We start from the raw sequence: 25,519 nt of genomic DNA on the forward strand, positions 1-25,519 counted from the left end.
TTTCGATAGATTGTTTAAAGATTTCTCCATTACTGTCAAAATCCGAAACTTCGAGAAGCTAATGAACCAATAACCAAAACAGTATCCGGAAACTGATACCTAACACCTCAAAACTGACCACTAAAAACCTTACCTTTGCCGGCTAAAATGTGGTACTCCTTCAAGCAATTTTTCTCGGCAATAAAGCGCTTATTCACTAGCGAGCACACGGTAGATGCCTTGCGTAACACTCTATCAGTTATTTTGCCCATTATTGTTTTCTACAGAATGGGCTGGCCAACAACGGGTATAGGCGTAGGCATTGGTGCATTAATGATTTGCATGACCGATTTGGCTGGCAACCGTAGTGATAAGTTTAAAGCCGCTTGGATTAGCATACTGATTTTTACAATTGTAGCTATTTTAACTGCTTGGAGCACTGCCATTCCCATGCTAATGATTGTAGTGGTGGTACTCATCACTTTTATACTTACCATGTCGGCGGTAATGGGGCAACGTATGGCTGGTATAGGATTAATGGGCATTATTCTGGCTACTTTTACTATTGGATTAAAGCCAAAAGACGCACTGCTTTATGGCAATTATATTTTTTGGGGTGGTGTTTGGTACTACGTCATTAGCTTAGTCCAAATTTCAATATTCCCTTACCGCTCGTTGAGTAGAGCCATTGCCCAAACCGAGCGAGAAACAGCCGCTTTATTGAATTTGAGGGCGCAAGGCTATAACCCAGAAATAAGCTTATCAGGTTTTAATCAACGTAACATGCGTTTGCATCTAAAACTGGCAAATCATCACGAATTGATGAGACAGCTGCTGTTAAGCGACCGTAGAGCCATCCGCCAGTTAAATGCTAAAGGTGGGGTTTACTTGGAGAAAGCTATTAATCTGATTGATTTGTACGAACAGGTAAGTGCGGTACATTACGACTATCCGTATTTGCGTAAACAGTTTGAAAATACAGGTGTGCTACCATTTATTCAGCAAAGCATAGAGCTGTTGGCTAACGTGCTCATTAAGCCAAATCATCAACTTTCTATCACTCAATTCGAAGATTTGCATATCGCTTTGCTTCGACGGGCGGAAACACTAGAAGGGGATAAAAAAACGTTGCTTAAACAAATCGTAGCCAATATTGATGAAATTTATACTTTAATTGTAGCTATTCATCAAAATACAGTAGTAAACCAATTAGAAGAAAATACCGAGCGTTATCAGGATTTTTTAACCTTAACGCCAGTGCAAGCTAAGGCAATACGCAGCCATTTTTCTTTAAGCTCCCCCATATTCCGATTTTCGCTGCGTTTATCTGCACTTTGTTTGGTAGCTATGATACTAATTACTTGGTTAACCCACGAGCATTATAGCTATTGGTTGCTTTTAACTATGGTAATTGTCAGTAGACCTAGTTACGGACAGACCATGAAACGAAATGCAGAAAGGGTAGGTGGTACGGCTATCGGTTTGCTCATAGGCTGGTGTTTAAGCCAGTATGCGGGTATTCCCTTACAACTGACTGTAAGTGTATTTGGACTGTTCGGATTTTTTGCATTTAACAGAGTTGCCTACAGCATAAGTGCGCTTTGTATTACGGTAGCGGTTATTTTGTGTCTCAATGTTTACGATGGCAATTTATGGAAACTCATTTCTGATAGAGCCATATTTACCATCGTTGGTGTATTGCTGTGCTTGGGCGCCACATTTGTATTCCCTATTTGGAACGCTCCAAGGTTAATCCAATTAATGACCGAAGTCACCAAAGCAAACCTGCTATATTTCCAGTCGGTAGTTAATTTGAAACCTCACGATTTAGAAGCAATACATCAAACTCGGTTAGCTAGGAAATTAAGCCACCAACAATTATCTGCGCTAAGTGAAGCCATACAAGCAGCGCAAAAAGAACCCTTCAAAAAACAGCTCAATTGGTCGTTGATAAAGCGTGTTCAACTTTTTAACTACCAGTTCAATGTGCTTACGGCTACGTTTGCTGGTCTGCAAAAATTAGATAAGGCTTCATTATTACAAACGGAAATCGTGAGCATTCAAAACAACTTGGAACAGTCGTTAATTCATATTAGACAACTCAATTTAAAACAATCCATCGATTTACCTTCTTGGGGAGAACAGCCGTTGAACCTGTTAGAAGTATCAAGCTACTTAGCAAGTATTCAAAAAAATAGTTGAGACAGAACAAGCTTCGCCAAAAATTGTTGTAATGCTAGTTTTAACTCAATCAAAGGTGATGAAAAGAAGATATTTGTTCGTAATGGCATTGGTAGGTTTAATGTGGACAGCTTGCAGCTCAGACCGTTCAGGGAATGCAAATGATACCATAGCTTTAGATAGCCCTGCGGTTTCAGATAGTTTAGCTATCAAAACTACCGATGCTGATAGTTTGGGCATAGATACAGTTAATTTGGATACCACCAAGAAATAAGCCCCTGATTTAGTTTTAGTTAAGTAAAAGCAAGCTTGGCTGTTTTTAAATAAGAAAGTATTGCCTTAATTTACGGCATGGCAATCCTAAAACCCTTATCTTTTCAGTTAGTACTGTCGATGTTGTTGATAGCTTGTAATGGCAGAAATAACCAACCCACTAAACTTACGTACATTAAATATATTTCTCATTACGAGTATGATAGTGCCGTTGTAGTCATCAATAAATCTAAGAAGATTTTCAGTGGTTATTTACGTATCGGAAACGGCGGCGATAACATAGATTCTGGGCAGGTAAAAGGTGTTGTGAAAGGAGATACCTTGATAGGGGAGTTTCATTTTAAGCATTACCAATTGGAGTGGAAGCGTAAACCTGTAGCATTCCTCGTGAAAAAAGATACATTGGTAATGGGTGAAGGATTAATGAAGCTCACTGTTGGTATTCCGCACTTTGACCCATCTGTACCCATTGATTTTAAAGATAAAAAGCGTTTGGTATTTGTAAGAAGTGATCAATAGCATTTCTTTAATCTATGTTGATATTTTTACCGCAAAGATTTTTAAGTAACTGGAAAGAAAGCAAAGGCTAAATCTGCGTGAATCTGCGTTTTACATCAGCGAGAATCTGCGGTAAACAATAAAATAATCAATAATCAAATCACAAATTTACAAAATCATCAAATAACCAATAATCCCTATCTTTGCTCCACCAAAAAATATCAATGCAGGAAAGAGAAGATGATATAAAACTTGAGCTCAATTATGATAAGCTGTTGCCTGTCATCAAAAAAGGAAACTCAAAGCGCTTAACACCTCAAATTCATCCTGCAAATTTGGTGCTCGTTTTCAGTCGCCACCGCCACTACCGCCATTTGGTAATAGAATTGGTAAGTGCCGAGCAGACCAAGCACGGAAAACTCAAAAATCCACTGCAAGTGGTAGATCCGCTAGACCTGATTTGGAAAACTGAAGATCAACAGGAACTGAAATTTTTTGCTGCGGTAAGTAAGTTCAAAAACCATTATCAAGAAAGCCAAGCAGTTTCGGATGTAGAGGCATTAAAAGCAATAGTGGTTAATCCTCTAAAGCTACCAGTTTACCTGCACGACGAGAAAGTTTCTGCGAGTGTAAACGCCAGTTCTGTGGTTGGTATTGATTTGTCTGTACTGAAACCAGATTTTGAACTGAATGTAGATGAAAGGGCAGACCAATTTGCCATAGAAGGTGTTTTACATTTAAACGGTAAATCCTTTGCGCTAGAAACTGTGGAATTGCGTTATCAGTATTTTGTACAGATTAAGCAACAGTTATACCTCGTTAAAGATCCATTTTTTCTTTCGCTAATTGATTTTTTTAAACAACATCGCAACCAATTGGTGTTGGAACGAGAGTTATACGAAGATTTCCAAGAAAACATTCTCGAAGCGTTGGAAGAGAAAGTGAAAATTAATTATTCGTTTCTGAAACCTGCTACCAAAAATCAAATGGTAGAACAAGGTTTTGATTTAGAAAACGAGCAACTCATTTATTTAACTGAGTCGGAAGATTATGTGCTGCTTACACCAGTAATGCGTTACGGAGCACTCGAAATTCCAATTATCTCCCAAAAACAAATCAAAGCGAAAGATAAGCGTGGACAAATGTTTACGCTACAACGAGATGCGGAACGTGAACTACAATTCATTACCGATATCGCTAAGATGCATCCCTATTTTGAGGAACAGGCCGTTGAGTTTTCGGAGCAACGCCATGCTGATTGTTTTTACATGCATCGCAAACATTTTCTGTCGCCAGAATGGTTTTTAGAAGCTTTTGAAGCTTGGCGTAGTAAGGGAATTGCTATTTTAGGTTTTAACGGTTTGAAAGATAATCGCTTGAGTCCATTTAAAGCCAACATAGCTATCCATGTCATCAGTGGTATAGATTGGTTCGAAACCGCAATTAAGGTACAGTTCAACAAACAAACGGTATCGTTAAAGCATCTGCATAAGTCCATCAGAAACAAAAGTAAATTTGTGCCTTTGGATGATGGAACCATCGGAATCTTACCAGATGAATGGCTGAAGAAGTTTGAAGGTTATTTTGGTGCTGCAGAAATCTCGGAAGAGACACTGCATACACCAAACATCAATTATTCGGCGGTAGAAGAACTGTATGAAGAAGCCTTGCTCAGCATCGACGCAAAAGAACGTTTACAGCTTTATCGCTCTAAATTGGCAAGTTTCGAACATATCGATCAAACCGAAGTGCCAAGCACATTAAATACAACTTTACGCGGCTACCAAAAAGAAGGACTGAATTGGTTGAACTTTTTAGATACTTTCAATTTTGGCGGTTGTTTAGCGGATGATATGGGCTTGGGTAAAACGATACAGATTTTAGCGTTTATCCTTTCTCAACAGGAAAAAGTAGATCGAAACACCAATTTGATTGTGGTGCCAGCATCGTTGGTGTTCAATTGGCAACAGGAGATTAAGAAGTTTGCGCCAACGCTAAAAGTAACTACCATTTATGGTGCTAATCGGGTAAAACAACTGAAAGGTTTCGATAAATATCAGGTGGTGCTTACCTCTTATGGTACTTTACTGGCAGATGTAGCTTGGTTAAAGGAATATCACTTCAATTATATTTTCTTAGATGAATCTCAGTTGATTAAAAATCCAGATTCGCAGCGTTATAAGGCAGTTAGGCTATTGCAATCAAGAAATAAAGTTGTGCTTACAGGTACGCCAATAGAAAATAATACTTTCGATCTATATGGTCAGCTCTCTTTTGCTTGTACTGGCTTATTGGGAAATAGAGAACATTTCAGACAGCAATATTCTGTACCAATAGACCAATTTAACGATGCCAAGCGAGCAGAAGAACTGCAACAGCGTATTAAACCTTTTATTCTGCGTAGAACGAAGGCCCAAGTTGCTCAGGAACTGCCCGATAAAACTGAAATGGTGATTTACTGCGAAATGGGGCAGAAGCAAAGGGAAATTTACGAGAGCTGTCGCAACGAAATCAGGGATTACTTGATGGGGCGTTCGGAAGACGAATTGACCAAAAGTAGTATGCATGTGCTGCAAGGCATCACCAAATTGAGACAAATCTGCAATTCTCCAGCATTGCTCAGTAAAGAAACTTTCTACGACAATGCTTCAGCTAAAATGGATGTGTTGTTGGAGCAGATTGAAAGTAAAGCGCCTTACCATAAAATATTGGTTTTTTCTCAGTTTGTGGGGATGCTGAACTTAGTGAAGGAAGCCTTGGAAGAGCGCAATATTCGTTTTGTCTATTTAAGCGGGCAGACCAAAAACCGAGAAGCTGTAGTCAACTCGTTTCAACAGGACGAAGAAATGAGGGTTTTCCTGATCAGTTTAAAAGCAGGAGGAGTGGGGCTAAACCTTACCGAAGCAGATTATGTTTTTCTCATCGATCCTTGGTGGAATCCAGCGGTAGAAAATCAGGCAATAGATAGAACCTATCGCATTGGTCAGCATAAAAACGTAATGGCGGTGAGGCTGATCTGTCCAGATACCATCGAGGAGAAAATCATGCTGATGCAAGAGAAAAAGAAAGAACTCGTTACCGATCTCATCAAAACGGAAACTTCTATTTTTAAATCGCTTTCTAAGGATGATTTATTGAGGTTGATTTAATGACCAATGGATCAGTAATTAATAACCAATGACAAATGAACTAATGAACAGTTTTCCTGACCCCTGATTACTAATTCCTGATCCCTCAATATCTACGCTAACGTTTCCGTAACTATTTTAGCTGAGGTATCATTTTAAATATTCTAAAATATGTATACTTGAACTATCCATTTATAAATAGCAAATGAGTAACCAAAAACATAAACTATTACAAACTTGGCGTTGGTACGGTCCAAACGACCCAGTATCATTACAAGACGTTAGACAGGCTGGGGCTTCAGGTATCGTAAGCGCATTACATCATATCCCACATGGCGATGTTTGGCCTTTAGAAGATATCAAGGAACGCAAAGCGATTATAGAAGCAGCAGGTTTAACTTGGAGCGTGGTAGAAAGTGTACCCGTTCACGAAGCAATAAAAACACGCAGAGCTGATGCTGGTAAATACATCGAAAATTACAACCAATCTTTACGGAATTTGGCGGCTTGTGGCCTAAAAACCATCTGCTACAACTTTATGCCAGTACTAGATTGGACACGTACGCAATTAGACTTAGAAATGCCAAATGGTGCCAAAGCACTATATTTCAACTGGACTGATTTAGCCATTTTCGATATCTATATTTTGGAAAGGGAAGATGCCGCCGCTGATTTTCCGGCAGGAATTTTAGAAAAAGCAAAAGCTAAATTTGCTGCAATGAGCCAAGAGGAGATTGATTTCTTAAGAATCAACGTATTAATGGGGATTCCTAACGAGAAAGAAATCGAATTAGAAACGCTTAGAGCAAGTATCAACGAATACAAAGCTATTGGTCATGATGGTTTGAGAGATAACTTGGCTTGGTTTCTATCGAGCATTGCAGAGACTTGTACAGAACTAGGTATCAAGATGACGATACATCCAGATGATCCGCCGTATCCAATTTTGGGCTTGCCTCGCATCGCCAGTACAAAGGAAGATTTTTTAGATATTTTAAAAAGGGTAGACCAACCATTTAACGGCATTTGCTATTGCACGGGTTCGCTTGGTGCTGGCACCAAAAATAACTTAGTAGAGATTTTTGAGGCAGTTAAGGAGCGTGTTTACTTCTTACATCTACGTAACGTAACCAAGGATGAAGAAGGTAATTTTTACGAAGCTGACCACTTGGGTGGCGATGTAAATATGTACGAAGTGATGAAAGTAGTAGCTGCCGAAAATGCTAAACGTAGCGAACCTATCCCATTTAGGCCAGATCACGGTCACCAAATGTTAGATGATTTGAACAAAGTTACGAACCCAGGTTACTCAGCCATAGGTCGTTTACGTGGCTTGGCAGAATTACGTGGCTTAGAATTAGGGGTGACTGGAAATTATTAGAAAAGAAATTTTCATTTTTTTTTAGTTTATCTGTAGGAAATTATATCTTTGCACCACCATAAGAAAAACGGATAATTATTTGTTTTCCTTATAAGGGCCTCCATAGCTCAGCTGGATAGAGCACCGGTTTTCTAAACCGTAGGTCACAGGTTCGAATCCTGTTGGGGGTACAAAAAATCCTCTCTAGTAACTCTAGAGAGGATTTTTTATTTTTAGGGTACGGTTTAAGGTACAATTTTTTATTTATCCGACTACTTCCGTAATTTCTTCATTTCGTTTTTCCAAACAGTTTATTAATTTGTTTTACTGTGTAAAGGTTTGTATAACCAACAATAGCAGTCTCGCTATCCGATGTTGAATGAGCAATTTTAACAACCTTTCCACCCAGAAATTTGCTAAATCTTAATATTAAATAACCGTCCCCAATATTCAACAACATGGCCTCTTCTGGCATTTTAGAAAATCCTTCCTCCAAGTAGCTATACAGAGTGTTAAAATCTTCTGTAGACTTTATTTTAAAATCCTTCCAAACTTCAATTTTACTAAATTTAGTATCCAAGTATCTAAATAAATAAGTATCATCTTCATATCTGTAACACTCCATAGTCAAAGTAATTGCTCCACCGGGTGCAATCTTACCAACAATTTCCTTTTTTGCTACTTCGATTTTTTTTATTTGACTGAACGCCGTAAGGCTTAATACAGCAAAGATAATCGTCAATTTTAATCTATTCATAATATAAATTTTTATCGAAAATAATAAAAATTATCTCACTTATAAGTGATTGTGTTTTTTTCTCATTAAAGTGATTTTGCTACACTAATGTATTAGTGAGAATGAGCGTATCAATTGATGATTATGTAATAGCAAAAGTTAAGGAGTTAAGGCTGAAAAAAGGCTTTAGCCAAATCTATATTGCTAATGAATTAAATGTCTCCGTTGGCTTTATTGGGATGGTAGAGAGTTCCAAATATACTAATCACTATAATTTAAAACATCTCAATAAATTGGCGATTGTTTTAGGGTGTAGCCCAAGAGATTTTTTACCAGAAAAACCTCTGTGATTTTTGTAATGATTTAACTGGGGTAAACTTTGAAAAACACAATTAATTCTTGAGTGATTGGGTCGTTTTCATCTTTGTTTACTAATATTTGTCTTAAACCATAAAAGAGTACAGCATAAAAAAATGACCTTAAATTATTTTCAAGTCTTTTTTTTATTGGATTGTTGCTGTCTAGCTGGTTAATTTGCTCTTTTAAAAGTATTAGACTATCTCTAAGATAAAACATGTACGTCAGCTCTGGAGCTCCTTTAATATGGTCAATTTTATAGTTAGATGCATAGACACAGAATTTAAAAAAGCCTCTATGTCCCGTTTCATTAGCCCCTCCACCAGCAGGCTTCTGAAAAATAAAGGCATCTAAATCTTTCATAAATCGTTCATAGAACATCAAAACGTATTCCGCATCCATCTTTTGAGTTTGAATTTTATTTAATTTAGCCTGCTCTTCTCCATCTATTTTTAATTGTTTGTTTGCTTCTAGCTGCTTGTTAAACGCGAGGTAAAGAAAGATAATTGATACAATAGTCAAAAGAGGGCTTACTATTCCACTAATGGAAGTCACTATATCAGATGTTTTATCTCCTAAACTAAAGGAGTATGCTTGTGCCGGTAGTTGTAGTGTGTAAAGTGATACAATAGTGAGAAAAATGGTAATTAAGAAGCCTAAAAATAGATGCTTAAAATTCATAAATATAACTTGTTTTTTCAATCTGTAATTAAAGAACTAAGATATTAAAAATGTTCTTTTCGTTTTAAGCCCTCAAGTCTTAAACGTTTTCCAACATTTGTTTTATCTCGTCCAAGTTAAATAGTTTTTAACGCTCGCTACGAGTTTAATTTGTTTACAAATGTTGGCGTTTGAAAATTCTAGTTTTTTAGTATGTATTGATAAGCCAATAAAATGCCCCCTTTGCGGCAAATAGCTAATACTTAAATAAACAAGGGTTTAAAATCATTTTATTTCTGGTACTACGTTGTAGAACCATTTGGGTATTCCCGTATGTTTAATTAGCAGCGTAATAATTTGCAACTCAAATCCTAATTAAAACTTGAATTTTGAATTACGTATAAGACCTAATTAAATGTTGGTGGTTAAAAATCAAGACGTACAATAAACAATAATCTCAAAAAGATTTATCTCATTAGCAGAATAGTGTGTAAAGGAAGGAATAACTATCCTTTATACTTAAATAACGTGCTTATAATTTCGGTTTTTAAATTAGTATGGAAGACTAAAATCAATTCATCAAATTTGGGTTCATGAGACAATTTAACTCCATTATCAAATACAGTCTCAGATATGTGTTGTTGAAAATTGTCTAATTTACTTAAGACAGTATTGTAAAGACTGTTGTCAACTGCTAGAAGTAAATCTACGAACTTCATTCGTAGGCTTATAAACTCGTCCGCAATTTTATCATTGATAATTGATTTTTGCTCGTCCGAAATATTATCTGCCTTAAATTCATTTAGCAAGGGTATTGTGTTCTCAAAGAAACTATAAAGGTGTTTTAAGCTGTGGTCTAAAACTAATACCTTGAGAGATTGGAAATTTCTATCTTTTTCTTTATCCGCCGCCTGACTTTGGCTGTTATATTTAAAGATGTAACGGGTAAAATATAAGCTGCATCCAGCAATAACAATTGTGGCAATCTTATGTATAATGTCGATGCTACTTTTCAATAATTCCTTGTCTATTGTTTTTAACGATGTTATAATATCCTTACACGACATGTTATCCAATTGCCGTGTTATTTCTCAAAATTCTTTCAATTGCTTCATGAAGCGGCTTTTGATATTTATATTCTCCCAAAGACTTAAACTTGAACTTTTCTAAGAACTTATCACGTCCAAGTTTAATTACGACATTTAAAAATAATTCTTCAAAGAAAGATGGGATTATTGAATATATATTGTCCGGTATAATAACGATAACTTCGCTATTATTCGCTTCAATTTCATCAATCATGCTTCTTTCTCTAACATCAAGACCTCTATCCCTCCCTGTAAAAACCTTTGAGCCTTGCGTCCTGAAATCCTCTAAATCAATAGTGTTGTTGCTAGCCATTGTTGTTTTCAAAATCATCTTCATTAAATAAAATCTCCGCACAAATTAGCGTGCCGGGAAAATATTGAGGTACAAATTTAACGAATTTTGAGTCAGGTTTGTTTGTAATATCTCCTTCGTTATTAAAAGTCATGTATTGAAATTGCTCTCCGCTGACATTCTTTGTTATAATATTGTAAGTGCCATCAAAAATAATTTCAGTATTTCCAGAGATTATTCCTAGTCTCGAAGTATTATCTGTTAATATTTCCCTGCCACGAAGTTTAAAAAAACTATCAATAAATCTTATAGAGCCATTACCTCTTTTCTTGTAAATTTTCGGGTCAGTACTTGTGATTCCTTCTTGTAATGAATAGAGAGTCCACAACGTCTGCTCCTCGAAGTTTTTATTCGAAAATAGTTTACGCTTGTTATATCTTTTCGATAGCGCTTTCATCTTTTCTATGCTGTTTAAATTTAGGCAATTTGGGTCTTTAAACTTCTCGTAAATGCTTTGCCCGAAATTCATTATCACTAATCTGAAAACTCCAAAATGTTGTTCATTATCATTTTTTTCTACGAAATAACCAATAGAGAACCTGTAGTTAAGTGAAGAATGTTCTTCCGCATTAATTAGTATTTCACTTATAACAACACATAAATCTTCTATTTTATCGCCTGATAGCTTTCTATTTAGACGACCAAGACAATTTAAAACATAGTCAACTAAATTTGTAGTATCGACATCTTTTCTGCCAATTGTTTTTCTGTTTTTACTTAAGCTGTTATGTATACAGAGTTTATAAGATTCTATATCACCGTATCTAATAAAATTATTTGCATGTATAACTGGAGAACCGACAGAAAATAACATTTTTCTGACGTCCTCGTTTGTTACATTATCACCTTTTACTTGCCTAACTATAGGCATTAATTTCTCATAGCTTCGACACCGTTTGTAAAAGGTAATTATGTCTTTTAAAATCACATCGAAGTATATTTGGGCATCTAATCCGATATGCTCACAATGTGTATAGTCTATTGAGACAAAATGACTTTTCTGTAAAAGCATAACCGATACTACAAATCTTACAAATTCGTAACTCTCAGCTGGTTTATCAATCAAAGAAAATGTTTTTGGAACATAAAGAGGGTGGTTGTATAATAATGGCGAAAAGTCTAGCTTATCAATGTAAATGTGCGAATCTTCACACTCAAAAATTAAATATTTCAAATTTTTGGGTAAAAATGTAGTTAGAACATTATAGTAAGAAAAGTCCTTTTTAAGTATCTTATTAAGCTCTATACTTTTAGCATTAACACGATGCCTGTTAGCTGCTCGTTTTTTCTCGCTTTTTTTTCTTCTTCGATAGCGTTTTAATTGGATATAAATGTTTGATTTTTTGAGCTTCATTTAGATTTGTAAGAGGTGTCTAAAGCCTCTTTTTATTTAAAAAATATAAACGCCTAATATAATAAAAATAAAAAACGATAAACATGGTTTTGGAAGACGCTTACTAAAACTTTATGTCGTAGCTTGATTAGCAACCCTAAAAATTGATAATTTTAAATTAACTTCTCAGACTTCACCGCTACATACTACTAAACTGAAATACAACACTTGCTATCTATCATCTAAATTGAACAATTGTAGCCTCTTGCTACGGAATTAAGGTGTTTGCAAATGTAGTCGCTCGTAAATTATAATTTTGTGATATTTGAATTAAATTACTGTCTAATTCTCTTATTATAACTTTGTTGTTTTTACATAGGTTTTTCCATTTGATTTGTACGCTGTTAATGACTTCTTCATAGTATTTTTCATTACCATATTTTCGCATAAGTAATTTGAAACGCTCAATAGCTTTAGGAGCTGCATGTCTACTTTGCATTGGCCAGTATTTCGGATTCCGGTAGTTAGCTAAAGCAATTTTTTGACGAGTTTTAAGTTCTTTTAAATCAATCGATTTGTCATCGACTAAGATTTGATTTAGCGTGTCTAAAAGGTCTTGTCCTAAAGTAGTTAAGTTTGTAAGAGTTAGGTCTGACAAATTATATATTTTTAATTTATTTAAAGCCCTAGATTTTGTAACTTTTTTTTCTATTCTCAAAAGGTTAAAAGGTAATTTACACAGTTCACTTTTGTCATATAATTTTATCCCCCAGTCTGTGAAATAGTGTTCAAAGCCAAACTTTTTTATTTTGCTTTTTATTCTGTCTAATGGTTGATATTTTAGACAAATGAGACGTTCTAAAAACTCTTTAGGGGCAAAGTCCGTTTCAATATTAACTCCGTATTCCATTTTTAGAACTTTCCAGTTTTCCACCGATACACCAAATTTTTCACACAGGCACCTAATGCTGTCGGTAAGTTCGGCGTATGAAAAGTTAGTATAGTTATTGCCTTTCCAAAATTTATGTAAGCTTCCGGTTATGTGTAGCCTACCAGATGTATATAAAGTTATTTTTAGTCCCTTGTCAACCGCAACATCAAACCTAGATTTTATATCTGCCGTGTAAATATTTACAGGTCTGATAAAGTCAAATCTATCTAATAGCTCTTCTGGATTTGGGTGTATGGTTTCTAGCTTTATCCAGTCTATCATTTTTTGTTATTTTCAATTTTTAAAGCTGCATCTACTTCTGATTTTATAAAGTATACGGTACGTCCAGTTTGATAAAATTTGAAAACACCACGTTTTTTATAGGCGTGTATAGTTGCTTTGGTTACTTTAAGATATTCCGCTAATTCCGATATTGAAAAGGTTTGCTCATTGTCTTTTGAAGTAGTTTCTGGGATTGATGAGGCAATTGCTGCGGCCACACTATTTTTAATGATTTTTTCTAAACTATCAATATCGATTGAAGTTAAAATGATATTTTCCATTTGCTTATAAATTTGTATTGCAAATGTATTATCGTAATATATTATACTTGATTATCTTGGTTAGAGAGATTAGAACAGTTAGAATAAGTTCTAATTTTTCTAATCATTTTTAGTAAAGGGAGGTATATTTGGTAAACCCGCAGCTCTTGTTTTATGATTGTCTGCTGTTGCTTTGCTTATCTCCACCTTAAATGTATTCCGACAGATTTCACGATATTCATGTGTTGTAGGTCTTCGTTTGAAATAGCCTTTTTCAAACAACGATATTATAGTGCTATAGAAATGACCTTTAGCGGAAGCTCGTTTATCAATGAGTATGTAGGTTTCCTTATCAATTAAATTAGCATTAACTAAAATTTCTATTATCTTTTTAAACGCTCTATCGTAAATCACAGCATCTTCTAAAATCTTGTAATTTTTTTTGGGTTCAATAATTGTTTTTTGATTGCTCAATTCAGATATAAGTATCGGGAGCCATCTTACTTCCATCATTCTTTTTAACAAAAAGTACGCTGAAACTGATAGAAACACTATTTCTGTTTCGTGATTTGTAGAAATTTTATAATTTCTATGAAACTCAATACTATATTCATACTCTTTTATCGCATCTTCTAATCTTAATTTTAAGCGAGGTATAATCGCATTTACGCCTATTACATTAAAATCGTCTTTTATATCCATTATTTCCTTAACAATTTCGTCGGGAATTTTTATATATTCTGCTTCCAGTAATTCATTGTGGTTCGGGAATTTAGCTTTAAAAAAATCTAATGTATCTTCTATAACGGATATGTATTTTTCCATAATCTATAACCCTAATTTCTTTAACGTTTCTGCCAATAAGTTTGCTTTGTCCTCATTATTCGCTCTAATGTATTTCAAAAAACTTGTTTCTGTTTTATGCCCTGTGGCACTCATTATTAGCATAGGCGGCACACCTGCTTTAAACATATTGGTGGCATAACTACGTCGACAGCAATGCGAAGTAATTAGGTTGTATAGGGGGTGAAAACTTTCGTTTTTGATGTTGCCTCTAGTATCAGTTATTTTTCGTTCTTCTGTTAAACCAGCAAGTTTAGCTACCTCCTTTATATAATCATTAAATTTTTGATTGGATAGAGTAGGCAAGTTGCTTAGATACTTGTTTAGAACAGGTCTCAAGCGGCTCATAATTGGAATAGTTATTCTACCCCCTGTTTTGACTTGCTTAACGTTGATAAAGTTATTTTCAATGCTTTTAAGCTCTAACGTGTTAAAATCACTAAAGCGTAACCCTGTATAGCATCCAATTAAGAAAAGGTCTCTAACCTTGTCTAATGAGGCATAACTCAATTTTTCTACTCTATTTCCCTTTTTTAAATCTATATGTTTTTTGTAATCCGATAAATCTAAACTGGCGATTTTATCAATCTGTTCTAATGTCAAATAAATTGTATCTGCTTCGTAGCTAGGTTTAACAAAATCTTTTGATTTAAACGCTGTGGAGCCAATTTCATTCATTGCCATTTTTATGTCCTTTACATATCCAGCAAAAGTGCTTACTTCTTTTTTTTCAACGTCGTAGCAATAGAACCTAAAATCTTCGTAGAAAGCTTTGTTTATTGTCTCAAAATGTAGAGTATTTATTTTATTATGCTTCATGTATCTTTTTAGTGCTGATACAGTAATGCCATAATTTTTAATTGTATTTCGTGTATATCTATTCCCTGCACTTTTACCGCTGGAGATTAAACGTTTGCCACTAGTGCTGTCGGCAATTATTTGCTCCAAATAAGTAATAAGATTATGCTTAATTTCTGGAGTTGGGTCTGGCTTAGCTGGCTTAGGTTTATAGATTAGGTCTAGTTGCTCCCTAACATACTTTACTGTTAATTCATCTCCTTTGGCTGCGGTTACTATATTAACAGCATCTAATGCAATATCTGCTAACCGCTTATTATGTTGCTCTCCGTAGGGTGCAATTGTTTTGACTGGCTTAATATTGGTGCTAGTATTGCATTTAGGCTGAAAGTGTTTTTCATTAACGCTTACTTGTGTATGGTACTTTAGCCTTTGTCCGTTAAAGGAGTACATCATTTTTATCGCTTGTGTATCTCTTGCACTTTTAGCAGTATCTAGATAGAATTTAGGTTTAGCCATACTGTACCCGATTTAATTTAAAAGGTACAATATTAGGTACAGTTTTTTCTAAATCCTATTTTATTTAAATTTATTTTAACACACGTATAAAGGCTTTATTTCGCTAATAATGGTGTTTTTTGCTTTCAGTATTATATTTAGATAAACTTAAAGCATTTCGAAATCGTGTTCCTGTTGGGGGTACTAATCAGATTTATTTCGAATTTTTGAAAGGATTGCTTGTTGAAAAGTAATCCTTTTTTGTTGATTTTCAGTATGTTGTCCTGAAGTATTGGGTCGATAAAATTTGTTCGAAATAAACCCCTATCCCATACAAGATTATCTTTGAACATTCCCCTGATTAAAGTGTGTTTTTGTATGACGTTGCTCTTGTCATAGATTAAAAATAGGTTTTTGAGGTAGGGAAGCAGCTTTTCGACAATATCCTTTTCCGATTTTATCCTTGGTTTCTCCTCGGTGTTCAAACTAGCTTCTGTCAACCTCTTTTCCTGCTGCAACTTCTTGAACCATGTCTGGTAGGTAGTCGCATCGATTTCCTCGTTGACAAGCCTTTCTTCTAGCTTGTAGATCTTCTCGTTAATGGTTATCAGTTCTGCCTTCAATTGTTTCTGCCGTTCGTTCTTTAGTTTGACAGGTTTTTGCAACATCACCTTAGAAGTTTCACCGTGTTTTTTCTCGAGTTCGGCGATTTTCATCAATGCCTCTGGAAGGTTTCGACTGAAACGGTCATGGTCTAGTACGATGACAAATTGGATCTTGCCCTTATATTTATTTAGATAGGCCTCTAGGGCGAGATAATCTCGACGGTCAAAAGTATAGCTGCTTTCGCCATTGTCCTTGAAAACATCCAGCACCGTAAGATTGTTGCGCCTGCAATATTCCCTAACGGTAGATTCTTGGTATTCAAGAGATTTAGATTGATCTCTTGAGCTTAATCGCATGTACCCTAAAGCATTCATAGTTCCTCCTTGATAAAAATTTCGACGATTATTCTTGCTATTAAAGTTAGCAATTTTTTTTCGTCGCGAGACAGCTTGGAGGCAGGCTCAGTAGGCTGTTGAGGGAAAGGTTGGAGAGGGATATCTTCAATGAGGAGAACGAGACTTTTCCGCAGGAAGAGCGTCTGCTGGAGAACGAGTACTCCATCAATCTTCCGGCAAGGTATCGATTGGGGAAGGACTATCGGGACAGCTATATCAACGTGGTCAATCCCTTTCGGGGAATGTTGATCGCGGGTACGCAATAAACTGCGGATGTATCAGGGAAACTACGCCATTGCGCCGAAGTTCTATGTGATCAACTTTGATGATCTACAGCGGACGCATCGCTGCAACCCGCTCTATCCGGAGAACATGCAGGATATTACCGATGCCACAGAGGCTTCTAGAACCATCATGATGGGGCTCAACCGGGACTGGATCAAGAAACAGGGGGATTTCTTTGTAGAGAGCCCGATCAATTTCCTTACGGCCTGCATCTGGTACCTGAAGAGATACTAGGATGGCAGATATTGTACGCTACCCCATGTGATCGAACTGATGCAGTCTGATTATGACCGTCTTTTCGCTGTACTGGAAACGCAAGAGGAGATCAAGGTGCTGATGAATCCGTTCATTTCCGCCTACAAGAGTGATGCTATGCCACAGTTGGAGGGGCAGATCGCCTCGGCCAAGATCGGATTGGCCAGGCTGGCCTCGCCACAGCTGTACTATGTGCTCAGTGGAAATGACTTTACGCTCGATGTCAACAATCCAAAGGAACCGAAAATTGTCTGCGTGGGCAATAATAGTCCGAGGTGATTACAGGGGTTGTGGGCAACATCATCAGTGGACAGGTCACGGGAACTACGGCCAAGACGCTGTCCGAGAACTTTGGCAAGATTGCCCAGCAGAAGGATTCGATGAGCATTAATTCCTCGGATACCTCTGTGACCAAGTCCACGCAGATGGACTATGCTATTCCGGCAAGCAAGATCGCAACGTTATCATCGGGTGAATTCGTTGGGGTCGTGGCGGACAATCCCGAACAGAAGATCAAGCTGAAGATGTTCCATAGCGAGATACAGAATGACCACCGGGCCATTGCCGATGAGGAACAGGGCTACGTATCCATTCCAGTGGTAAAGAAGGTAACCGAGCACGATGTCCAAGAAAATTACCTGAAGATCAAAAGGGAGGTGGAAGAATTGATGGATATTGTGCTTTCGGTAAATGGGCATCTTCAGACCAGTCGTGAAGACATCAATGTCGGCAGAAATAGCGCCATATCTTTATAGCCTTTTCCTCGTCCAAAACGACAAGGCATCCAGGGTGCACAGCTGTTTTTGGGCTGCTATATAGCAATAACTTGGACAATGGCCATCAAGATCTATAAAAAAGCGATCTGATGCGAGGGATGCGCTGGAGTTCTAATGGCGCAAAGAGCAGACAGAAGCTGGGTGTAGGAGAGGTAGGGACACAGGTTCTACGCTATTGTGGATCCAGAAAAAGAATAGAATCCATAGGCTGTCCCATAGATTCGGGCATAGGGTGAGGCATGCAGGGGATTTTCGCTAATGTCAAATTCCCCTTTGGGAATTGACCAGGCAGCTAGGTCCCTGTTTTTCCAAAATGGGCCACCCGGGTGGACCAGAAGAACTTCTATGGTTCTTTGAACGCTACGGTAGAGAAGGATGCCTGCACTCGCTTTCATGGCCCATCATTTAGTTCAATCCATACGGGTGCATGGTCGCTTGTTTTTTCCCATCCGCGTACATGGCCGTCTACGCCCCCAGTGCTCAACCTGTCCTTTATGGTCGGGCTGAGCAGGAAATGGTCGATCCTAAGCCCGGCATCCCTACCGTAGGCATTGCGGAAATAATCCCAAAAGGTATAGATCTTTTCGTTGGGATAAAGTGTACGGATGGCATCGGTCCATCCCTGGTCAAGTAATTTTTCGAAAGCCCTACGGGTTTCGGGCCTGAACAGTGCATCGTCCAGCCAACGCTCAGGCTTGTAGACATCCAGGTCGGAGGGGATGACGTTAAAATCTCCGATAAGCAGCACGGGCAGCTTTTTTTCCAGCAGCATGGCCGCATGTTGCTGTAGCCTTTTGAACCATTGAAGTTTATAATCGAATTTTGGCCCAGGTGCGGGATTTCCATTGGGCAGGTAAAGACAGCAGATGAGCAATCCATGTACCAAAACCTCCAGATAGCGTGACTGCCCATCGTCCTGGTCACCAGCCAATACATTGCTGATCTGTCTCATATCCTGGTCCTTCGATAGGACGGCTATGCCGTTCCAGCTTTTCTGCCCATGCCAAATGGCATGGTAACCCACCTCTTCAATAGCCTCGAGCGGAAATTTTTCCTGTGGTGCCTTGAGTTCCTGTAGGCACACGATATCAGGCTGGGCCATGGCCAGCCAACGTAGCAGGACGGGAAGCCTGCCATTTATTCCGTTGACGTTATAGGTTGCTATCTTCATTACAATGTTTTGACAGGTATTCGAGTGAATATTTAATGCCGTACCCATCAACTGATGGACATACTACTTTTTGGAGCTGGACTTATTGCGTTTTGTCTTTGTGTTTTGACTGGGAATGCAGTTGGGCACAGTTCTTCCGTCCTTTTCTTTCGTGCCTGCCTTTTCATAGCCTTTCCAGCAGGGGTCTTTACTTTTTTCTTTTTCCATGTAACATTGTTATCTATTGAAATAAACATTTAAATACCTTCCATGGTTCTGCTGTAGTCAATTTTTATTGCTCGTCACCTTGATCTAATTCGGGAACGTGCTAATATGGAAGGTTCCTGAAAGGGAATAGTTATTTCTACTTATTCCATGGCAGTGGGTTTATGATGAATTTTGTCACTATAATACTTTTTAAATGATATGCATGTAGCCATTTTCATCTGGTGGACCCTCATCGTTTCCGTATCCGCACTGGTTAGCTTTCTACGACGTAGGAAGAAAAAGCTGTCTATAAAGAAAGAGGAATTCGAATATCACAAATCGCGTAGTGCCTTCCTGCGTAAAAAAGTATTTCGATTGTTGGACCTCGAGAAAAAACATCAGCACAATCTCCAGCTACTTGAGAGAGAGTTTGAACAATTGCACGAAGAGGTTTTGCTCAGGCACCATGCCAACCGCTGATCGTAAATAGGTATTTCTCCCTATTTAGGGGAACGATTTAAAAGTTCATATTTAACTGCGGCAAAGGGTAAAATCTCCTGTTGCATATAAGTTGATGTAAATCAATACCTTTCTTTTAGAGATTTGAGGAATAAATATATATTTGAATATAATCTTGCCGACCTAGGCCAGCAAGATTAACCAGACCAACTAAACGCAGAACTAGCTAATGAAACTATCTTTTTCGATTGTACTGATCCTGTTATGCCTATCAGGCTATGCCCAGAAAAATAATGCCATAAACAGTGCGCAAAAAGAAGTAGACAATTTGTTAGCGGCCGCCCAAAAATCTATTACCACCGATATCCCAAAGACCAAGCAGCTGTTGAAAAGAGCGCTGCAGATTTCAGGGCGATATCATTTGGAAAATAGCATGGGCAAAATACATTCGTTAAGTGGAGAGCTTGCCGGAAGGGCCAGCAATTATACCGAATCACTTGCATATATTTTAAAAGCACTTGAATTCTACAAAAAAACGGATGATACCGCTGGTACTGCCCATATGTACAATAATCTCGGCAATATATACGACAGTACGGGGCAGATGAAAAAATCCGAAGATAGTTACCTGGCTGCCATTAGGATCTATGAAACTTTAAAAGACAAAGCTGGAGCAGCCAAAGCAATGATGAACATAAGTATCACATTTTTTAAGCAGCAAAAGTATCAGCCTGCATTAGCATATGCCTTTAAGTCCTTAAAAATACGGGAAGGATTAAAGAATGACGAGGATTTGGCCTATTCGTATGCTACCATTGGCACGATGTACCTATACACCGACAAGTTCGTGGAATCTATCGAGTACAATAAAAAATCTCTTCGAATATCCGACCGTAGAAACAATGCCTATGCTATGGCTATCGATAGAATAAACATCGCAAAGGCATTGACTGGGTTGGGAAATTACAATGGAGCGAAAAACTACCTTTCCCAGGTACTGCCGATAGCTGGAAAATATGGAGATAAGAGAGCCTTGCGTCATGCCTATGAGGACTTGTCTGCCATTGCCCAGAAAGAAAACAAGGTTGAGCAGGCCATAGCTTGGCTGAATAGAGCTATTGATGTTTACAAGGGCACGGACGATGCCTACACAGAACTTTCACAACTGGTAAATAGGCACAGTCTTTACGTGCTGCAAAAAAAGTACAAACAGGCCGAAAATGATCTGCTGGCGGCCGAGAACATTGTAAAAAAACAAAATATGGTAGGTGAGATGGAAGGCATCAAACGCATGCAGGTCAATCTCTATATAAAAATGGGCAAGGCAGATGAAGGCAGTGCGGTCTTTGAGCAGTTTGAAAAATATAAAGATAGTGCGCTTAGCGCTACCAGTCTAAAACAGATAAACGAACTTAAAACGAAATACGAAACGGAGGAAAAGGAAAATCAGCTGAACAAAAGCAAGTTACTTTTAGCAAAGAAAGAGAACGAAGCACGTACCAGAAATTTATGGCTTTTTGGCATAGCGGGAATAGCGCTATCAACTCTTGCCGCAAGCTTATATAGCTACAGACAACAGCAACAGAAACATACGCTCAAAACAGCGATCCTTAAAATTGATGGGGAAAACAGGCTCAATGAGCAGCGTTTGGATATTTCACGGAACCTGCACGATAACATTGGTTCGCAGTTGACCTTTATCAACTCCTTTATGGAGACCCTGAAGTTGATGTCGGATGCCAAAAATGAAGCGATAAACGATAGGATAAATAACATTTCCACTTTTACAAAGGATGCCATTGTTGAACTAAGGGATACCGTTTGGGCCTTGAATAGTGATGAATTTACTTTCGAAGATCTACGTCTGAGAATTTTGGATTATATAGATAAAGCGCAAACGGCGAAAGAAAATATCCAGTTTAAATTCGAAGCAGATGAACAGTTGGAAAGCATCAGGTTTTCGTCGGTGCAGGGAATCAATCTTTATAGGACCATTCAGGAAGCGGTAAACAATGCCATAAAATATGCCGAGGCTACCCAAATCAGCATCAACACCAAAGTTGAAGATGCTGGTCTGGCCATATCTATTATTGATGATGGAAGTGGATTTAACCCCCAAAATAACATAGGCGGAAACGGGCTTTACAACATGCGAAAACGCATTGAAGACATTGGTGGAGAGTTTGTCCTGAAATCAAAAGTTGGCGAAGGAACCCAGATACACATCACGCTTAAAGGAAACCTAAATGCTTAAAATTGCGATTGTAGAAGATAATATTTTCCTGCAGCGGGCCATTCGGGAAAAGCTTTCGCTGGAAGCCGATCTAAAGATCAAGTTCTGTGCAAGCAACGGTATAGAAGCACTTGAAAAACTGGAAGCCGATAGGGTAGACCTGATCTTAATGGACATTGAGATGCCCAAAATGAACGGCATAGAAACGGTGCTGGCAATAAAAGCTAGGTTCCCGCTCATCAAGGTGATCATGCTCACGGTTTTTGATAACGATGAAAATATCTTCAACGCGATAAAAGCGGGAGCTGATGGCTATTTCCTGAAAGATGTTTCTCACCAGGAACTCTGTAGAGGCATTTCTGAAACGATGCAGGGCGGTGCGGCAATGACACCGTCAATTGCTGCTAAAACCTTAAAGTTACTGCGGGAGCCCCAGGCTTTTAAAAACATCTCCAAACCTCGGGATTTTGCCCTTACTGCAAGGGAGGTAGAGGTGTTGGATTTGCTGAGCAAAGGCTTAAAGTATAGTGCCATTGCCGACAACCTTTTCCTATCTGTCAGCACCATAAGGAAGCACATCGAAAACATCTATGGTAAACTGCAGGTCCACAATAAATTAGAAGCTATCCAAAAGGCAAAAAATAACGGTGTTTTCTAAGATATAGGTATTTCATCTTATTGATTACGGCCACCTAAAAGGTAAAATTTGTATTGCAATAAAATTAGCAATATGAAAACCCACAAAATTTACCAAGCCCTAGTGGCAGCATTTTTCGCATCCATAACCATTCTTACAGGTTGTAGGAAAAATGATAGTACAGCACCCGAAAACAGACTGGAAAGCAATCTCGTATTTTTTGTAGATACTTTCAGGGTTTACAGCAGCGATCTGGAAGGCGAAGGCCTGAAGGCTCTGGTTGACGAAGACGAAAAATCGGGTAATAACTACATTAACGCAATCACGTTTAGCAACAACAAAAAGTTTGTTTACGGCTACAAAACTGCGGGTGGTGCCATGCAAATTAAGGTTGCTAATGCGGACGGCAGCAATAAGAAAGTTCTGAAATCGCTTCCATCAACCGCTAGCATTAGCTTTTTGGGCGGGTTTGGCGATAAGATCTTGTACTCAATTGTCGACTACAGTTCTTCGAAACCTGTAACGACAATTAGAACCATGTCGGAAGATGGCAGCAACGACAATTCAATCATTTTGCCACGCCCTAGCATTGCAGCGAGCGGTGGCTCTACGTTTATTTCTACTGCAGAAGATTACTCTGGCACAAAGCCATCTTTTAGCTCTTACGTGCTAAAATTTAAGAACGGCACATGGGACGAAGCCAGCAGTTTTAACATTGCGAAAGTGAATGGTCTGCTTAGGGCAAGTGCTATTTCCGATGATGGTAACACACTGGTGTATGTTATCTCTGCTGATTATTCCACTTTGGTTTACGATGTATTTGTGCTCGATATTTCCAAAAGAGACAACATTGCTAAAAAAGTGCTAAGCCATACTTTTCCAACTACAGGAGAGGGAGCTGTCCAGTTTCCCCCACAATTGTCCATCGCATTGGCCAACGGAAACACCAATATTTCAGTAGGCTATGGTGTAGATGTAGACAAACAACGCTATGCTACCAAAAACGACTATTACTACGTACAGAATATTGATATAGAGAAAGGCACCATCGCCAAAAAATGGAAAATTACTGGTGAGTACGGAGGTGGTTTGCTAGCGAACTAATCCGTCAAAACCATATGGTCAAAAAACAGCTATATCACCGCTAGAACCAAATTATATTCCAATGAAAAAAAACTACGTAATGCTATCGTTTTTAATCCTTTTTAGTTTAACTGCTGATGCACAATTCGGAAAGTTAAAAGGACTTGTGGGCGGTAAAAAAGACACCGCCGCAAAAGTCGCAGACACGGCCAGCAAAACCAAGGATAAATCTGGTGGAAGTTTTTTTAGCAAAGCTGTAATCAAACTGGCAAAAGCTTCGAGCGGTCTGGTGGCAGGCGCAACGGGCATGATGGTCAAAACTGGTGACCTTGGTGCGGTTGTGCCGATGGTTGCGGCCAGCAGCAATCTATATCCTACCGCCTTAGGAACGGTAGACATGTCGTTTTTTAACGGTTGGATATCCAACGGAAGCTTGTATACCGTATTCTTTTCACAAAAAAACAAGAGTGGTTGGGCAAAAATAGATGGAGAAGTTACGGTCGACGGAACGCCTGCTGATTATGTGAGTACCGGGGTCTATGTCGCCTTTAACAGGGATAACACCAGGCCGGCCAACATCGCTGTTACCACAAAAACTGGTCAGAAAACTGCGTTTACCATCAACCCTTCCAAATATCCATTCAAAATTGTGGCAATTAATGGCCAAAAGGGCGATAATATCCCTTTAGACCTGACCAAAGATGCGGTAATTGAATTGCAGCATGCGCCAGGCTCAGAAAATATGCAGCTGCATGCCAAAATTGCCATCAGTATTTTGGGACTGAAAACCTTTTACGATCTAGGCTACTTTAAGGGCGGCAATAAAATTACCATTCCGGCGGCGGCATTTAGAAATGTAAACATTGGTCCGGGAAGTACGCCAATGCTAAGCTACAAAAACAGCTACCTGTCTATCGATAGGGTTGAAAGTAAAAAAACAACCAATAATTCTGGCGTTTACGGACCGATCAGCTACATGGCCATCACCCAAGATGGACGTTCTATAGAGGTAACCAAAGAACCTGAACTGAACAAAGGCTTAACGGTGAAAGGCACGGATAAATTAGCCAATGGCAATGTCGATTACAATTTCTATAAGGCACATGCGTTTGCCAGCAGGCCGTTCGAGCATATCAGGAAATTGGGCGTAATGTCGTTCTCCATTCGTGGTACGACCTACGTCGATGGCAGATCGAGCAGATCTTCCAGTTCATATAGCGTTGGCGGAACTACATATACTACCACTACCACCACGCATACCTGGGCGCAGTTTCCAAACGTTCCCGATGATGTTTGGGCGGCAGCGTTAGCCTCTCTTTATACCGATTTTACAGGCGCTGTGCAACACGAACTGAAAGCACCTTTGCTGCCGATCGAGCAGATTACCGCAACTCCCGCGTACCAGCATATCTCTGCATTTTCTAAAGATGATGAAACGACCAGCGTGAGCTTTTCGCACTCGTACAAAAACAGCAAGCTAATTTCTGCATTCATTCCGATTAGCGAAGGTTTTGGAGAGAACTCCGCCGATGCTAAGATCATCAGGGAATCGGGTGCAAATGCTTTGATGAAATTCACTTTCGATCTACAGATCGCCATTGAAAAAGGGAGGCCCGTAATGGTTCCAAAGCTGGCCTTCGAGATCACGGGTGAAAATAATGGTGCTTTCTACGGTACCAAATATTGCTCGGCAACCATCTCTGGTAAAGGTGTAAGGTATCCAAAAAACATCACCGCCGCAGACATTAAGGAGATCGTCCGCCAATCAGATCTACTTGCGGTTTTCCGAAAAGGTTTACAAGAGATTAAAACCGCTGAAGTACAGAACGGCGATTATAGCTTATTGTGGGATCTGCAATAAGCCCGAATCTATTTA

At 38.5% G+C, this 25,519-nt stretch carries 21 protein-coding genes, 1 tRNA gene and 1 pseudogene; 12 read left to right on the forward strand and 11 right to left on the reverse strand.

Going from position 1 to position 25,519, the window contains the following annotated elements:
* The first annotated feature begins 147 nt into the window (after positions 1 to 147).
* From CRO54_RS03100 to CRO54_RS03120, 6 genes are all read left to right on the forward strand, one after another.
* A complete protein-coding gene (locus CRO54_RS03100; RefSeq protein WP_097128576.1) occupies positions 148 to 2,181 on the forward strand; it encodes an FUSC family membrane protein in 2,034 nt (677 codons plus the stop codon).
* A 58-nt stretch (positions 2,182 to 2,239) separates the two neighbouring features.
* Positions 2,240 to 2,434, forward strand: coding sequence for a hypothetical protein (locus CRO54_RS21015; RefSeq protein WP_138765732.1), 195 nt, complete (start codon positions 2,240 to 2,242; stop codon positions 2,432 to 2,434).
* 77 nt (positions 2,435 to 2,511) lie between these two features.
* On the forward strand, positions 2,512 to 2,952 hold the full coding sequence (locus tag CRO54_RS03105; RefSeq protein ID WP_097128578.1) for a hypothetical protein: 441 nt from the start codon (positions 2,512 to 2,514) through the stop codon (positions 2,950 to 2,952).
* Between the two features lie 203 nt (positions 2,953 to 3,155).
* A complete protein-coding gene (locus CRO54_RS03110) occupies positions 3,156 to 6,080 on the forward strand; it encodes a DEAD/DEAH box helicase (RefSeq protein WP_097128580.1) in 2,925 nt (974 codons plus the stop codon).
* A 184-nt stretch (positions 6,081 to 6,264) separates the two neighbouring features.
* Positions 6,265 to 7,440 (forward strand): mannonate dehydratase, encoded by a 1,176-nt coding sequence (gene uxuA / locus CRO54_RS03115; protein WP_097128582.1) that lies wholly within the window; start codon positions 6,265 to 6,267, stop codon positions 7,438 to 7,440.
* A 96-nt stretch (positions 7,441 to 7,536) separates the two neighbouring features.
* Positions 7,537 to 7,610 (forward strand) — tRNA-Arg (locus tag CRO54_RS03120).
* A gap of 98 nt (positions 7,611 to 7,708) precedes the next feature.
* Here the strand turns inward: CRO54_RS03120 and CRO54_RS03125 are convergent.
* Positions 7,709 to 8,176 (reverse strand): hypothetical protein, encoded by a 468-nt coding sequence (locus CRO54_RS03125; protein WP_097128585.1) that lies wholly within the window; start codon positions 8,174 to 8,176, stop codon positions 7,709 to 7,711.
* A gap of 101 nt (positions 8,177 to 8,277) precedes the next feature.
* On the opposite strand from CRO54_RS03125, the gene CRO54_RS03130 reads away from it, so the two are divergent.
* On the forward strand, positions 8,278 to 8,505 hold the full coding sequence (locus tag CRO54_RS03130) for a helix-turn-helix domain-containing protein (protein WP_097128587.1): 228 nt from the start codon (positions 8,278 to 8,280) through the stop codon (positions 8,503 to 8,505).
* Between the two features lie 13 nt (positions 8,506 to 8,518).
* Here CRO54_RS03130 and CRO54_RS03135 read toward each other — a convergent pair whose 3' ends face one another.
* The 9 genes from CRO54_RS03135 to CRO54_RS03175 form a co-directional block, all read right to left on the reverse strand.
* A complete protein-coding gene (locus CRO54_RS03135) occupies positions 8,519 to 9,214 on the reverse strand; it encodes a hypothetical protein (RefSeq protein WP_138765733.1) in 696 nt (231 codons plus the stop codon).
* Between the two features lie 464 nt (positions 9,215 to 9,678).
* Positions 9,679 to 10,188: a hypothetical protein gene (locus tag CRO54_RS03140; RefSeq protein ID WP_138765734.1), complete on the reverse strand. Its 510-nt coding sequence runs from the start codon at positions 10,186 to 10,188 to the stop codon at positions 9,679 to 9,681.
* Between the two features lie 52 nt (positions 10,189 to 10,240).
* Complete coding sequence (locus CRO54_RS03145) at positions 10,241 to 10,591, reverse strand: STAS-like domain-containing protein (protein WP_240775000.1); 351 nt, start codon at positions 10,589 to 10,591, stop codon at positions 10,241 to 10,243.
* Complete coding sequence (locus CRO54_RS03150; protein ID WP_097128593.1) at positions 10,566 to 11,966, reverse strand: hypothetical protein; 1,401 nt, start codon at positions 11,964 to 11,966, stop codon at positions 10,566 to 10,568. Before CRO54_RS03150 ends, CRO54_RS03145 begins: the two co-directional genes overlap by 26 nt.
* Positions 11,967 to 12,213: 247 nt before the next feature.
* Positions 12,214 to 13,158, reverse strand: coding sequence for a hypothetical protein (locus CRO54_RS03155; protein WP_097128596.1), 945 nt, complete (start codon positions 13,156 to 13,158; stop codon positions 12,214 to 12,216).
* Positions 13,155 to 13,439: a helix-turn-helix domain-containing protein gene (locus CRO54_RS03160; protein ID WP_097128598.1), complete on the reverse strand. Its 285-nt coding sequence runs from the start codon at positions 13,437 to 13,439 to the stop codon at positions 13,155 to 13,157. Before CRO54_RS03160 ends, CRO54_RS03155 begins: the two co-directional genes overlap by 4 nt.
* 99 nt (positions 13,440 to 13,538) lie before the next feature.
* A complete protein-coding gene (locus CRO54_RS03165; RefSeq protein WP_097128600.1) occupies positions 13,539 to 14,243 on the reverse strand; it encodes a hypothetical protein in 705 nt (234 codons plus the stop codon).
* 3 nt (positions 14,244 to 14,246) lie between these two features.
* Positions 14,247 to 15,578 (reverse strand): site-specific integrase, encoded by a 1,332-nt coding sequence (locus CRO54_RS03170; protein WP_097128602.1) that lies wholly within the window; start codon positions 15,576 to 15,578, stop codon positions 14,247 to 14,249.
* A gap of 137 nt (positions 15,579 to 15,715) precedes the next feature.
* Positions 15,716 to 16,537 (reverse strand): recombinase family protein, encoded by an 822-nt coding sequence (locus CRO54_RS03175; protein ID WP_097128604.1) that lies wholly within the window; start codon positions 16,535 to 16,537, stop codon positions 15,716 to 15,718.
* A gap of 77 nt (positions 16,538 to 16,614) precedes the next feature.
* On the opposite strand from CRO54_RS03175, the pseudogene CRO54_RS03180 reads away from it, so the two are divergent.
* Positions 16,615 to 17,853, forward strand: a pseudogene (locus CRO54_RS03180) (conjugal transfer protein TraG); the annotation flags it as partial.
* 412 nt (positions 17,854 to 18,265) lie between these two features.
* Here the strand turns inward: CRO54_RS03180 and xth are convergent.
* On the reverse strand, positions 18,266 to 19,045 hold the full coding sequence (gene xth, locus CRO54_RS03190; protein WP_097128606.1) for an exodeoxyribonuclease III: 780 nt from the start codon (positions 19,043 to 19,045) through the stop codon (positions 18,266 to 18,268).
* Between the two features lie 874 nt (positions 19,046 to 19,919).
* On the opposite strand from xth, the gene CRO54_RS03205 reads away from it, so the two are divergent.
* The 4 genes from CRO54_RS03205 (at position 19,920) to CRO54_RS03220 (ending at position 25,504) form a co-directional block, all read left to right on the forward strand.
* Positions 19,920 to 21,944: a tetratricopeptide repeat-containing sensor histidine kinase gene (locus tag CRO54_RS03205; protein ID WP_097128615.1), complete on the forward strand. Its 2,025-nt coding sequence runs from the start codon at positions 19,920 to 19,922 to the stop codon at positions 21,942 to 21,944.
* Positions 21,937 to 22,581 (forward strand): response regulator, encoded by a 645-nt coding sequence (locus tag CRO54_RS03210; RefSeq protein WP_097128617.1) that lies wholly within the window; start codon positions 21,937 to 21,939, stop codon positions 22,579 to 22,581. Before CRO54_RS03205 ends, CRO54_RS03210 begins: the two co-directional genes overlap by 8 nt.
* Before the next feature lie 72 nt (positions 22,582 to 22,653).
* A complete protein-coding gene (locus CRO54_RS03215; RefSeq protein WP_097128620.1) occupies positions 22,654 to 23,664 on the forward strand; it encodes a hypothetical protein in 1,011 nt (336 codons plus the stop codon).
* 61 nt (positions 23,665 to 23,725) lie between these two features.
* Positions 23,726 to 25,504: a hypothetical protein gene (locus CRO54_RS03220; RefSeq protein ID WP_097128622.1), complete on the forward strand. Its 1,779-nt coding sequence runs from the start codon at positions 23,726 to 23,728 to the stop codon at positions 25,502 to 25,504.
* Positions 25,505 to 25,519 lie beyond the last annotated feature (15 nt).

Origin of the sequence: Pedobacter xixiisoli, assembly GCF_900215335.1 — a bacterium.
GTDB classification, from domain to species: domain Bacteria; phylum Bacteroidota; class Bacteroidia; order Sphingobacteriales; family Sphingobacteriaceae; genus Pedobacter; species Pedobacter xixiisoli.

Excerpts from the sequence above, each read along its gene's own strand:
- CRO54_RS21015 (WP_138765732.1), top strand. The coding sequence starts at position 2,240 with ATGAAAAGAAGATATTTGTTCGTAATGGCATTGGTAGGTTTAATGTGG.
- CRO54_RS03125 (WP_097128585.1), bottom strand. The coding sequence starts at position 8,176 with ATGAATAGATTAAAATTGACGATTATCTTTGCTGTATTAAGCCTTACG.
- CRO54_RS03160 (WP_097128598.1), bottom strand. The coding sequence starts at position 13,439 with ATGGAAAATATCATTTTAACTTCAATCGATATTGATAGTTTAGAAAAA.
- CRO54_RS03150 (WP_097128593.1), bottom strand. The coding sequence starts at position 11,966 with ATGAAGCTCAAAAAATCAAACATTTATATCCAATTAAAACGCTATCGA.
- CRO54_RS03165 (WP_097128600.1), bottom strand. The coding sequence starts at position 14,243 with ATGGAAAAATACATATCCGTTATAGAAGATACATTAGATTTTTTTAAA.
- CRO54_RS03210 (WP_097128617.1), top strand. The coding sequence starts at position 21,937 with ATGCTTAAAATTGCGATTGTAGAAGATAATATTTTCCTGCAGCGGGCC.
- CRO54_RS03205 (WP_097128615.1), top strand. The coding sequence starts at position 19,920 with ATGAAACTATCTTTTTCGATTGTACTGATCCTGTTATGCCTATCAGGC.
- CRO54_RS03130 (WP_097128587.1), top strand. The coding sequence starts at position 8,278 with ATGAGCGTATCAATTGATGATTATGTAATAGCAAAAGTTAAGGAGTTA.
- uxuA (WP_097128582.1), top strand. The coding sequence starts at position 6,265 with ATGAGTAACCAAAAACATAAACTATTACAAACTTGGCGTTGGTACGGT.
- CRO54_RS03105 (WP_097128578.1), top strand. The coding sequence starts at position 2,512 with ATGGCAATCCTAAAACCCTTATCTTTTCAGTTAGTACTGTCGATGTTG.
- CRO54_RS03170 (WP_097128602.1), bottom strand. The coding sequence starts at position 15,578 with ATGGCTAAACCTAAATTCTATCTAGATACTGCTAAAAGTGCAAGAGAT.
- CRO54_RS03110 (WP_097128580.1), top strand. The coding sequence starts at position 3,156 with ATGCAGGAAAGAGAAGATGATATAAAACTTGAGCTCAATTATGATAAG.
- CRO54_RS03220 (WP_097128622.1), top strand. The coding sequence starts at position 23,726 with ATGAAAAAAAACTACGTAATGCTATCGTTTTTAATCCTTTTTAGTTTA.
- CRO54_RS03155 (WP_097128596.1), bottom strand. The coding sequence starts at position 13,158 with ATGATAGACTGGATAAAGCTAGAAACCATACACCCAAATCCAGAAGAG.
- CRO54_RS03145 (WP_240775000.1), bottom strand. The coding sequence starts at position 10,591 with ATGATTTTGAAAACAACAATGGCTAGCAACAACACTATTGATTTAGAG.
- xth (WP_097128606.1), bottom strand. The coding sequence starts at position 19,045 with ATGAAGATAGCAACCTATAACGTCAACGGAATAAATGGCAGGCTTCCC.
- CRO54_RS03175 (WP_097128604.1), bottom strand. The coding sequence starts at position 16,537 with ATGAATGCTTTAGGGTACATGCGATTAAGCTCAAGAGATCAATCTAAA.
- CRO54_RS03100 (WP_097128576.1), top strand. The coding sequence starts at position 148 with ATGTGGTACTCCTTCAAGCAATTTTTCTCGGCAATAAAGCGCTTATTC.
- CRO54_RS03215 (WP_097128620.1), top strand. The coding sequence starts at position 22,654 with ATGAAAACCCACAAAATTTACCAAGCCCTAGTGGCAGCATTTTTCGCA.